Origin of the sequence: Tepidibacter hydrothermalis (genome assembly GCF_029542625.1) — a bacterium.
Classification (GTDB): domain Bacteria; phylum Bacillota; class Clostridia; order Peptostreptococcales; family Peptostreptococcaceae; genus Tepidibacter_A; species Tepidibacter_A hydrothermalis.
This window is the reverse complement of record NZ_CP120733.1, coordinates 3,133,875-3,145,715: the sequence shown is the minus strand read 5'-3', so window position 1 is coordinate 3,145,715 and position 11,841 is coordinate 3,133,875. Positions and strand designations below refer to the sequence as shown.

Here is an 11,841-nt window from a genome sequence, read left to right as displayed (position 1 = left end):
ATGGTAGAGATTTATTTTCTCTACCATTTTTATTTAGCGGGTTCACTCAGTTCAAGTTTTATTTTCATAGCAAAGAAAACTGTTACTATTGTAGTCAATAAATCTGCTAAAGCTTGTGAATATATGATCCCATTTAATCCAAATTTTAAAGGTAAAATTAAAATGACAGGTATAAAAAAGATTCCTTGACGACAAATACTTAAAATTCCTCCAGATAGAGCCTTTCCCAATGACAAGTACAATGTAGAGTAAGTAAACTGAAAACCAAATGTAAAGAACATAAGTGTATTTGCTTTTAAAGCTCTTTCGGCAATTTGTATTACATGTTGGTCTGTGCTAAATAATGAAACTACAGGTTTAGCAAAAACAAAAGTAATAACAGTCCAAATAATACAAAAAGCTGTCGTCAATTTCATGCTGCTAATTGTGGATTCTTTTAATCTTTCATAGTTTTTAGCACCATAATTAAATCCAGCCATTGGTTGAAAGCCTTTCATAAAGCCAAATACAACATTAGTTCCAAGGGTTACAATTCTAAGAACTATTCCTATAGCTGCTACAGCTTCATCTCCGTAAGTACTAGCAGATTTTGAAATAAAACTCATTGACAAACTAGAAAGGACTTGTAAAAGTAGCATAGATATACCAATTTTAATAATTTGTATATAAGTTTTTTTATTAGGACTAAAGTTTGATAACTTGACCTCAATATAATTTTTATCACTATAAAAAAAACATATATATATTCCAGAAGTTATAAATTGAGATATTAGAGTAGCTATAGCTGCACCTTGTATTCCCATATTTAATAAAAAGATACATATAGGATCTAAAATCATATTTACAATAGAACCAATTATCATAGCTGTTAAAGTAATATTAGATGCTCCTTGTGATATTACTATATTTCCAGTTGTAACATTTACGGTACTAAAAAGCATGCTAATTACAAAGATTACAGCATAACTTCTTGCATAAGGTAAAATTGTTTCAGTAGCACCCATAAATTTTAGAACAGGACTTAAAAAAACTAAGATGACTAATACTAATATTACACCAATAATTAAACTACTAAACAAAGCAGTAGATGCTACTTGATTAGCTTTATTGTATTCCTTAGAACCTAGAAGTCTTGAAATATAAGATCCCCCTCCAGCACCAAATGTCAAACCTATACCTGAAAAAATTAAAGAAATAGGAAATGCAACTGAAACTGCAGCAACTTGACTTGTTCCAAGACTAGATACAAAATATGTATCTACAACATTATAAAGAGCTATAACAAGCATACTAACAACCATTGGGATACCAAGTTTAAACAGCGCTTTTGTAACATTCTCTTCATTCATAAGTTTGATTCTATTATTAGTTTTATTCATTTATTAAACCCCTTTCCTAAATTATTTTTACAAAATATTACTACACTTTCATTATAGTTAGTTTTTGAATAATAACAACAAACAGTTATGAGCTACAATAAGCTTTGTAAAAGATAAAGAATATGTGATAAATTCAATGTATACACCTGATTGTATAATAATACAAATTAGTAATATTATGACATAATTATGTTATTATGTGATATAAAATTATGATATAATGACACTGTATTTAGATGGGATAGGAGGTAAGGTAATGACACAAACAATACAGGAATATTACCTGAGTTCTATTGAAAAGTTATTTTTCACATTATTACCTGAGTACTCACAACAAGGAGATTATTTTTATAGGATGAAGCCTCAATATGGTCAAGGGAGTCTTCGAATTATTTCATTTAATAATATGTTCATATTCTTAATAGCTGATTATATTCCAAATGAAGATTTTGAAAAGGTTTCTGAAATTAGTCAAAGTTATATAGAAATAAGCCAATTTGAAACAAGCTCCAGTGCTTTTAAAGTAGGGAAGCAGAATATAAAACCAGTAAAAAAAGGAATTTGTTGTTATATAAATAAAACTAAACAGATACATGTATACTGCAAAGCAAAGGAACGAGTGTGCTTTACAAAAGTTGTGATTTCTCAAGAGTATTATGATACCTTTTTAAAGGAAAGGTATGGAGATAATCACTGCGAAGCAAAAAATGCTATGAAATTCTTAACTTTGAGCCCAAATCTACCAGAGTTTGGTTTTATTTTTCAGCAGATCAAAAGTTGTAAAGCTACAGGATTATCACAATATATTTATCTAGAGGGAAAAGTATTAGAGCTTTTAGCACTGGCTACATATAGACATGAGCAATCAGTTAAAAAAGAACATTTAAATGTAAAGGTTAGTAAAAATGATCTAAGGTCATTAAAAAAAGTAATTAAATTTATGGAAAAAAACTTATCTAAATATCCTTCCATTAAAGACCTTTCAAAAATTGCTAATATGAGCACCACGCGATTTCAACTGGCATTTAGAAAAACTTATGGAACTACAATATATGAGTATTTTAAAACATTACGTATGAATCATGCTTTACTTTTATTAAGAGATTCAGAGAGTAGTATTAAAAGTATTGCAAGTGAGGTAGGATATAATAATGCAGGGCATTTCTCAGGTGTTTTTAAAAAAATGTATGGGGTAACTCCTAAAAAATATAGAGATATGCAGCATATAGTATAGACAAGTAAGTTTATATAAAAATTATATCTATATATAAGTGTATTGATCATACTATTTTTACGCTTAAGGAAATCATACTATTTTGAGCAGCGGAGCCCGTAGAGACCGTTGGCAACATGAGTCAGTGAGTAGCGACTAGATGAATTTTTATTATATTTTGATTGGAAATTTATAGTAATAATCAGATTGAGTAGGTATAATAAAAGTAGGAAAGCAGTGCCATTAAAAAATAGATAATATATGAATTTTATAGCATAAATGGCAAAGGGGGATAATACATGGGAATATATTTAGATAATGCAGCAACTTCTTTTCCAAAGCCAATACAGGTATCTGATGCAGTATATAATTTTATGGTTAATATTGGAGCAACATCTGGAAGAGGAGCTTATGAAAAAGCTATGGAATCAGATAGATTAGTTTACGAAGCAAGGAAACATATCGCATCTTTGTTTAACCACGATGATATTAAAAAAGTAATTTTGACATCAAATGTAACAGAGTCACTAAATTTAGCTATAAAAGGAATATTAAAAAAAGGAGATCATGTAATAACAAGTTCTCTTGAACATAATGCAGTATGGAGATGTCTTAAAACTTTAGAAAGAGATATTGGAATAAGTATTTCTAATGTACCATGTGATGAAAAGGGATATACAAATCCAAATGATGTTGAAAAATATATAGAGGAAAATACAGCACTGATTATTTTTACACATGCTTCTAATGTAATTGGAACAATACAGCCTATAAGAGAGATAGGAGCTATCGCTAGCAAATATAAAATTCCTTTTTTAGTGGATGCAGCTCAAACAGCAGGAGCATATCCTATAGATGTAAAAAAGGATAATATTGATTTATTAGCTTTTACAGGACATAAAAGCTTACTTGGACCTATGGGAACTGGAGGACTTATTATAAATTTGGACAAAGATATAAATCCATTAAAATCAGGAGGAACAGGTGGAGATTCATCTTATGAATATCAGCCAAATTATTTTCCGAATAGGTTAGAAACTGGAACACCTAATGTTGCTGGAATAGTGGGTCTTTTAGAAGCTATAAAATTTATACAATCAGAAGGTATAGACAATATTTTAAATAAAGAAAAAGAAGTATTATCATATGCACTTAAAAGGTTAGAAGAAGTAGAAAATATATCTATTTATGGACCTAAAGATATTGAAAAAATAGTTGGTGTAATTACATTTAATTTAAAAGATAAATCAGCAGAAGAGGTAGCTTATGAACTAGATCAAAATCATGGAATTATGATAAGAGCAGGTCTTCATTGTGCCCCTAGTGCTCATGGTGTAATAGGAACCAAAAAAATAGGAACGGCAAGAATTGGAATAGGGTATTTCAATGAAAAAGAAGATATTGATTTACTTATAGATTCACTTAAAAAAATTAACAATCAAAATTAGGGGATTAAGATTGGGGGAGATTTTGTGTACTTAAAAGAAATTAAGATGACTTTTATACAACCTTGTACAGCTGATGCTGAAAGAATAAGATTTAAAGCTAAATTTTCAACAGATATTTCAGAAATACTACCGTATATAAATGCTGATGTAAAAGATGCTATATATAATAATAAGATTCAGAGTTTAACAATAAGAAAAGAATTTAGAATTATTACAATTTATGGAACAAATTTAGCTGTATCTAAAGCAGTTAATGAATCAGAAGCCTATGAAATAATGGATTTAGTAAAAGAATTAGTGAACAATACATATGAAAGAAAAGATGAAATAGAACCTTTATATGAAATGAGAGAAAAGCCTAGTACTTTAGAGGTATATAAATATTTACCTAAATTAAATTGTAAAAAATGTGGACAAGCAACATGTCTTGCATTTGCATCAAAGCTTTTATCAGGTACGCAAAATATAAGAAGCTGTAGACCTATTTATGAAGAAGACAATAAAGAAAACTTAGAAGAAATAAAGTATATGCTGCAGATGATGGGATATGAATAAAAAGGAGATCAGCATATTAAAATGGACCCTTTGTCAAGGACATTATAAAAAAAGGGTTAAGCTGCATTCAAAAGATGATTTCTAAATTGTTTAGGAGTCATCTTTTTTAATCCCCATTGACATCTATAATTATTATAGTAATCCATGTAATTATCAACTTTATTAATTACTTCTTCAAGTGTAGAACATGTTTTGAAATCTACTTCATCCTTCATATGACCAAAGAAGGATTCTTGAGGTGCATTATCCCAGCAGTTACCACGTCTAGACATGGATTGTCCTAGATTATGGCTTTTTAGTAATTTTTGGAATTTAGGGCTTGTATAGTGGACCCCTTGGTCAGAATGGATAAAAGCTTCATCATGTAAATCAGCTTTATGTGTATTAACTAATTTTTTAATTGTAATTGTAGCTATATCTAAAGTAATTCGATCAGATACATGATATGCTAGAATATCGTTACTAGAGCTATCTTTGATAGCTGATAAATATGCCATTTTATTTATCCCGTAAGGGATGTATGTGATATCAGTAAGTAGCACCTTGCCAGGAATACCCTGTTTGAAATTTCTCTGTAGCAGATTAGGTACTACTCTATGTTCTTTTGTCGCTTTGGCTATTCTTCTATACGGATTGGCTTTTCTTATAGGACATACTATACTGTATTTTCGCATAATCCTTTGGATTTTTTTTCTACTGTATATAATACCAAACTCATTTTCTAGTGTCATTTTAATTGATCTAGAACCTTTCTTATAACCTCTATAATTATAAGCCTTTAATATAATATCTCTAGCTTTTAAATCTTCATTCTCCCTTATAGTTCTAGAAGGTGCTGTCTTTAAATAATGATAATAACCTGAACGTGAAACCCCTAAAATTGAGCAGCAATAAGAAACTGTGCCTGAATAATCTTTTTTAGACACAGTCTTTAAAATTAACTCATATACTTCATTATTTGTTAGATTTACGCAGTTGTTTACCAGCCTCCTTTCTGTCACGTCGAGCTTTTTTAGCAATTCTAATTGTTCCTCAAGCAGTTTTATTTTAGCTTCTTGTTTGCTAATAATATCGTCCTTTGAAACTGGAGCATTACTTGGTCTGCCTGAATTCACTCTTCTAGTATCACTTAATCCTATAATTCCATCTTTCTTGTACGCTTTTATCCATCTGGCTGCCGCCTGTTCATAGCGCTTGACACCAAGTATTTCAACGTCAAATCCAGCATCAATGAAAATAGTTCGTGGTGTGCTTCCTCTTAAATACTCCTCAATAAACATTATTTTAAACTCGTCAGAGTATGTTATTGACTTCTCGCTAACGCGCTTTACATAAGGGTTCTTATTTAATCTTTCAATATTGTCTTTTGAAAATGTAATTTTACTCATACTAAAGGCCTCCATATTCAATGATAATTATACACAAAAAAGTACCTATAAACTAGACACTCTTTTTTATGTGTCCAATCTATAGGTACCATTTTATATACAAAGTGATTATATTTTACTTTTATTTTTTCGTAGGTTACCAATGATTAATAATAGTAAAGGAAGAAAAAAACCATAAGTTAAAGAAAAAGATAACCAAGTTGTAGTGTTCCATTCATCGGCATAGGTACTATTAGGATATACTATTAAGGAAAGCACTACTAAAATCATACCAAGTGGTAGTGTAAGGGTTCTATAGTCTTTTAATTTTAGTATCTGAGATAAACCTAGTACAGCTCCATAAAAATAAAGAATTGACTTATAAAATACTGTGATGAACCATAAAATTGTTATTATTGGTTCAAGTCGTTCTAAAAAGTTACCTATATTTATTTTTTTAGCTAGTATGTAGGCAGGAAATGCATTTCGAGCAGTAATATTAGAACCTAAAACTAAAATACTAAGAAGTGTTATTATTAATATTATAATTCCTCCTATTAAGGTTCCACTTAAAAATGATTTTTTAGCTTCTTCTGTGTTTTTTACGTAAGCAGGAAAAATCATCATAAGGGGAATAAGTGTTAAAGAAGAATAGCTTACATATAATAAAGATCCTTTTATAATAGGTTTTCCTCCATATTCAAAAACTGGCTGTAAATTTTCAAAATTTATATCCTTACATAAAAGCACAATTAATATAATAAAAAGTCCAAGCACCCAAGGGTATAAAATCTCTGATGCTCTTGCAAATGATTCTAGTCCAAGACGAGTTCCTATAATAACAACAATTACAAAAAGTATATTATTAAACTGAATAGGAGTTTCTGGCATTATTTGAGTTGTTACGAAGTTTCCTAAAACATATACAAGGGTTGAACAGTTTATAAATAAAAAAAGAATAAACAATAGAGAAATTAATTTACCAATCCATTTACCAAGCACTTTTTCGCAGTATTCAACTAAGGTCATATTATATAAGTTATTTGCTAAACTATTATAGAGCATTACTAATAATAATCCAATTAATAACCCAAGTATACAAGCAATCCAAGCATCTTGTTTTGCTTCAGAAGCAAGAGTAGCAGGGGTAAGCAATATGGAAGTACCAATATAACATAAAATTACTAAAAGTTTAAATTGATTATGGCTTATTTTACCGTTTTCTATCATCTTTTTTATCACTTCTTTCTGATTTATTTTAAAAGACCCAGTATAAAATCAGTAAATGGTTTATAAATGAATGTAAGCCAATCTAAAGGGTTTGAAATAGATATATTTAAACTTTCAACAATACTTAAAATTATTCCAAATATAAGGAGAATAAAAAATGCCCATGATTCTCTTTTTAGATTTTTTTTTAGTAAATATGGGACCTCATATAATGTAATTCCAATCGATACAGTTAGAATTCCTAAAATATACCACATAATTTTACTCCTTTATATCGTTTTGAAGAGATTTTGTAATTGTACCTTTACGTCTAATCTTTGCAGTAACATGTATATTGACTGTTAGATCTTCAAATTCTTTGCCCCAATCTTTTTTTAACTTCTTCCATGCCTTTGGGTCAGCTCTATGAATAGCTTCACCAAATCCAAATATATCGCTTTTAAAATCATTTTGCGCTTTTTTTACTGCTTGTTCCATTACGTTTTTTATTCTTTGTGCTACTTTTTGTTCTAATTTATAAATATTTTCAGGTTTTGATAAATCAATTTTACACTCTACATCGGAAATATTAGCTTCTGCTAACAGTTCAATATTTATTTTAGGTTCTTCATTTTCTACTTTTCCATTTACTTTTACTTTGGTTCTGATTAACTCAACTGCTAATTTTTCTTTATTTGAACAAGGTACATTAAAAACTGTACTGGATACATTACCTTCGATATAGTTTAACCCTTTACTTTGTGGCTCATTTAACCACCCAACTAGTTTATCTTTTTTAAATGCTGCAAGATTACAAATTTGAACAGTAGTAGGTGAATCAACTTTTTCTACATTTCTAATGTCCATTCCCGTTTTTGGATCTCCTTTTATAAAAACTCCTGTTAATACAGGATTTTTTCCTTCACTAATTAAACTATTTATCAATTCATCTAATTGAACAGTTTTTGTTGGAGCCCATGAATCAGAAGACATTTCTAAAGAAGAATACATTTTACCTGCTGGAATCTTTTCTACTGGTGTTAAAATATTTAATAATTTTTCAGCTTTTTCGTTTTTTGCAACCATTATATAAAAGTCTGTTCGTATTTCATGATCTCTAGAAAAAATATCTAATGCTTTACCTATACCATTTCTTGCAAATTCTTCTCCAAATACAAGCAATCGTATATGTCCAAGATAGATTTTTCTAGGTGTTTCAAGGGTTAGTCTTCTAAGCGCTTCAAATATAGTCTCTCCTGAAGTACGATAGGTAGTTACTGCAGTACGAGTAGTTGCAGTTTTTGAAGCTATTTCTCCTGGATTAATTAGTTGTACTGTAACTAGATATCCGTCTTTACTTTTATCTATTCCTACTGCTGAAGCAATGGAAAGTTCATTTATTTCTCGCCTACTCCAACAACCAGTTAAAAGGCTAATAAGAATTATTAGTATAAAGGGGATAATATGAGTTTTCTTCATGAAAAAGCTCCTTTACTCATGCTGTGGCGGTTTTGATTTTGCTGCTTTGGGATTTTGTTGACGTATTATATTGTTTTTATTGATTAACCATGGACGATAATACATACTCCAATGGGGAAAACGAAAAAGGGTATCTTTTTGATCGTTCCAATTAAATGGAGCCATAGGAGTCATATAAGGTATACCAAAGGAATTTAAGCTGCATAGATGAAGAATCATTACAATAAGCCCTAAGGTAATGCCGTACATTCCAAATGTAGCACCTGATATCATAAATATAAAACGTAAAATCCTAACAGGAACAGCCATATTATATGCAGGAAACACAAAACTACTAATTGCTGTAGTGGATACGACTATTACCATTACAGGTGAAACTATTCCTGCTTGTACTGCTGCTTCTCCAAGTACTAAAGCGCCAACTATTGAGATTGCTGATCCAACTGATCTTGGCATTCTGATTCCTGCCTCCCTCAGTATTTCAAATGTGATTTCCATGATTAAGGCTTCAACTAAAGCAGGAAAAGGAACTCCTTCTCTCTGAGCTGCAATACTAATAAGAAGAGAAGTTGGTATTATTTCCTGATGGAACGTTGTAACTGCAATATAAATGGATGGCGTAAGTAGGGCAATAAAAAATGAAATATAGCGAAGTAGACGAATCAATGTACTAATATCAAAACGTTGATAATAATCTTCTGGAGATTGCATAAAATGTACAAATAAAGCTGGTACTAAAAGTACAAATGGTGTATTATCTACAAGGATTGCTATTCGTCCTTCTAATAGTCCTGCAGCTACTGCATCGGGTCGTTCAGTGCTGTACACTGTAGGAAAAGGAGTATATTTTTCATCCTGAATAAGTTCTTCTATATACGCGCTTTCTAATATTCCATCGATATCGATTTGATTAAGTCTATTACGGATTTCTTCTATAATTTCATCATCTGCAGTTCCTTTTATATATGCTACAGCTACATCAGTCTTAGTCTTTCGTCCGATAGGTTTTGTTTCTATCCAAAGATTTGTATCTTTTATTCTTCTACGAAGTAGTGCAGTGTTAGTTTGTAGTGTTTCAGAAAAACTATCTCTTGGTCCTCTAACAACGGTTTGTGAATTTGGTTCTGTAATACCTCGGTCTTCCCATCCTCTTGAATCTACTACAAAGCCTTGTGTATATCCATCAAGTAGTATAATAGTATCTCCAGATAATAGGTAAGCAAAAAGATCTTCAAAATCTATAATCTCTTTCATATCTCCTTCTGGAAGTGCAGAATTTTTCAATGTTTCGAACACTTTTTTCTTAGAAGAAATAGTTGATTCAAGGTGAACTTTTCTTATATCTAACATTAATGGTTTCAAAATAAAATCTTGAATTAAAGATTTATCAGCCAATCCATCGGCGTAAATTATGCAAATTTTATTTTTGTCATCTTCACCGATACGAAATTCCTTAATGACAATGTCGCTACTTTCTCCAATAGTACCTTTAATAAATGTAATGTTATCACTGAGGTTATCGTGTAATGGTTTAAATACATTCACATTTTCAGATTGAATGCTTTTATTAGTTACAGTGTGTTTTTCCTGTGTATTAAAAAGTTTATTAAAAAATTTCATATTAAAAACCTCTAAATAGTTTTTTGTATTATTTCTATTTTTATAAATTTTATGATAGTCATTTTGAACTATTAGACTATCTAAAAAATATATATAATATTTACAGTTTATTGTATTTAAATAAAGTAAATACACAGTTATTAGTATTTACAAGAATAGTATAATTTAAACATCTATTGATAACATAAGGTATTTAGTTTAATTAAACAGATTTTTTATTTTTGAAATATTTTCAAATTAGATAAATATAATTTATAGAAACAAGCTAAAATTTAGAAAGGTGATATTCATGAATAAAAAAATAGAAGATACAGATATAGATAAAAACTATTTATTAGATGTTATGGCTAGTTTTTCTAAAGCTACAGGATTATATATTGAGGCTGTAAATAATAACGGAGAAAGCTATTTTAAACCAAATAATTTAGAGCGAAGTGAGTTTTGTAAGTTTATTCGAAGCCAAGGTAAATGTAATGAAAAATGTAAAGAATCGTATAGAGTAGCAAGTCTTGAGGCTGGAAAATGGGAAGAACCATACTTTTTTAGATGTCATGCTGGAATAGTAATTTGGGCTGTACCTATTATAGTTAGAGGAGTTAGTGTAGGAAGCATTGTATGTGGTCAAGTCTTGATGTGGGAACCTGATGAATTTTTTTATCAAGAACTAAAAGAATTTAATTCAGATATTAAGGAATTTAATACATTAAAAGAAAAAGCTATGAAACTTGAAGTTGTATCTGCGGATCGAATTCAGGCAGTAGCAGATACATTGTTTGTAGTAGTTAACTATTTGGTTAAAAGAAATATTTGTATTTTAGAAAATAAAGATGCTTCACGTTTATTTATGCAAAAGATTAGACAGGAATTAGAGGATAGAAAAAAATCTCATTTTCATAAAAAAGATGATTACAATAGTTATTTAAAAAAAGAAAGAAAATTATTAAGCTATATTCGTTTGGGAGACAAAGTAAATATAAAAAATACTATATTAAATCTTTTAGGAGATCTTTATGTTAAGGCAAGAGGAGATAAAAATATAATAAGGTTGCGCACTATAGAATTGGCATCTTTGATTTCAAGGGCTGCAGTGGATGGAGGACTAGATGGAGAAATTGCAATGACTATGATGGAAGATTTTAATAAAGAAATTTGTAAAGTTGATAATATAGAATGCTTTTTTTATGAAATATATGATATAGCCAGAGATTTTCTAGATAAAATCTTTGTTTTGGGAGATAAAAAGCACATTAGTTTGTTGAAGAAAGCACGAAATTTTATTATTGAGAATTATTCAAAACCAATAAAAATAGAAGATGTAGCACAATATCTTTTTATAAGTAAATCTCACTTAAGCAGATTATTCCGTAAAGAACTAGATTGTACAGTAAATGACTATATTACAAGAGTTAGAGTTGAAAAAGCAGTTGAGTTAATGAAAAAGAGAGAATTAAGTATAAAGGATATTTCAAATAGAGTAGGTTTTAAAAGTCAAAGTTATTTTACAAAGGTATTTAAAAAACATATTGATGTTAATCCAGTAGTATATAGAAATAAATTATTCTAAGGAGGAA

Annotated in this window: 10 protein-coding genes; 4 read left to right on the top strand and 6 right to left on the bottom strand. The window is 29.5% G+C overall.

Annotation, left to right across the window (positions count from 1 at the left end; genetic code table 11):
* Positions 1 to 29: 29 nt before the first annotated feature.
* Positions 30 to 1,379 (bottom strand): MATE family efflux transporter, encoded by a 1,350-nt coding sequence (locus tag P4S50_RS14830; protein WP_277731581.1) that lies wholly within the window; start codon positions 1,377 to 1,379, stop codon positions 30 to 32.
* Positions 1,380 to 1,635: 256 nt separating this feature from the next.
* Here P4S50_RS14830 and P4S50_RS14825 point away from each other — a divergent pair, with 256 nt between their 5' ends.
* The 3 genes from P4S50_RS14825 to P4S50_RS14815 all read left to right on the top strand — a co-directional run bounded on the left by P4S50_RS14825 (position 1,636) and on the right by P4S50_RS14815 (position 4,595).
* The gene (locus tag P4S50_RS14825) at positions 1,636 to 2,613 is read left to right on the top strand and encodes a helix-turn-helix domain-containing protein (RefSeq protein ID WP_277731580.1); all 978 of its coding nucleotides are present in this window, start codon (positions 1,636 to 1,638) and stop codon (positions 2,611 to 2,613) included.
* A 278-nt stretch (positions 2,614 to 2,891) separates the two neighbouring features.
* Positions 2,892 to 4,040 carry a cysteine desulfurase gene (locus P4S50_RS14820; protein ID WP_277731579.1) on the top strand — a complete coding sequence of 383 codons (1,149 nt, stop codon included), beginning with the start codon at positions 2,892 to 2,894 and terminating at the stop codon, positions 4,038 to 4,040.
* Positions 4,041 to 4,064: 24 nt separating this feature from the next.
* A complete protein-coding gene (locus P4S50_RS14815) occupies positions 4,065 to 4,595 on the top strand; it encodes a (Fe-S)-binding protein (RefSeq protein WP_277731578.1) in 531 nt (176 codons plus the stop codon).
* Between the two features lie 56 nt (positions 4,596 to 4,651).
* Here P4S50_RS14815 and P4S50_RS14810 read toward each other — a convergent pair whose 3' ends face one another.
* The 5 genes from P4S50_RS14810 to P4S50_RS14790 all read right to left on the bottom strand — a co-directional run bounded on the left by P4S50_RS14810 (position 4,652) and on the right by P4S50_RS14790 (position 10,270).
* Entirely contained in the window at positions 4,652 to 5,983 is a 1,332-nt protein-coding gene (locus tag P4S50_RS14810; protein ID WP_277730718.1) for an IS3 family transposase, read from the bottom strand.
* A 108-nt stretch (positions 5,984 to 6,091) separates the two neighbouring features.
* Positions 6,092 to 7,192, bottom strand: a complete 1,101-nt coding sequence (locus tag P4S50_RS14805) for a GerAB/ArcD/ProY family transporter (RefSeq protein WP_277731577.1) — start codon at positions 7,190 to 7,192, stop codon at positions 6,092 to 6,094.
* A gap of 23 nt (positions 7,193 to 7,215) precedes the next feature.
* Positions 7,216 to 7,449 carry a hypothetical protein gene (locus P4S50_RS14800; protein ID WP_277731576.1) on the bottom strand — a complete coding sequence of 78 codons (234 nt, stop codon included), beginning with the start codon at positions 7,447 to 7,449 and terminating at the stop codon, positions 7,216 to 7,218.
* A 4-nt stretch (positions 7,450 to 7,453) separates the two neighbouring features.
* Positions 7,454 to 8,650 (bottom strand): Ger(x)C family spore germination protein, encoded by a 1,197-nt coding sequence (locus tag P4S50_RS14795; protein ID WP_277731574.1) that lies wholly within the window; start codon positions 8,648 to 8,650, stop codon positions 7,454 to 7,456.
* 12 nt (positions 8,651 to 8,662) lie between these two features.
* The gene (locus P4S50_RS14790; protein WP_277731573.1) at positions 8,663 to 10,270 is read right to left on the bottom strand and encodes a spore germination protein; all 1,608 of its coding nucleotides are present in this window, start codon (positions 10,268 to 10,270) and stop codon (positions 8,663 to 8,665) included.
* A 289-nt stretch (positions 10,271 to 10,559) separates the two neighbouring features.
* Here P4S50_RS14790 and P4S50_RS14785 point away from each other — a divergent pair, with 289 nt between their 5' ends.
* Positions 10,560 to 11,834, top strand: coding sequence for a PocR ligand-binding domain-containing protein (locus tag P4S50_RS14785; RefSeq protein WP_277731572.1), 1,275 nt, complete (start codon positions 10,560 to 10,562; stop codon positions 11,832 to 11,834).
* Positions 11,835 to 11,841 lie beyond the last annotated feature (7 nt).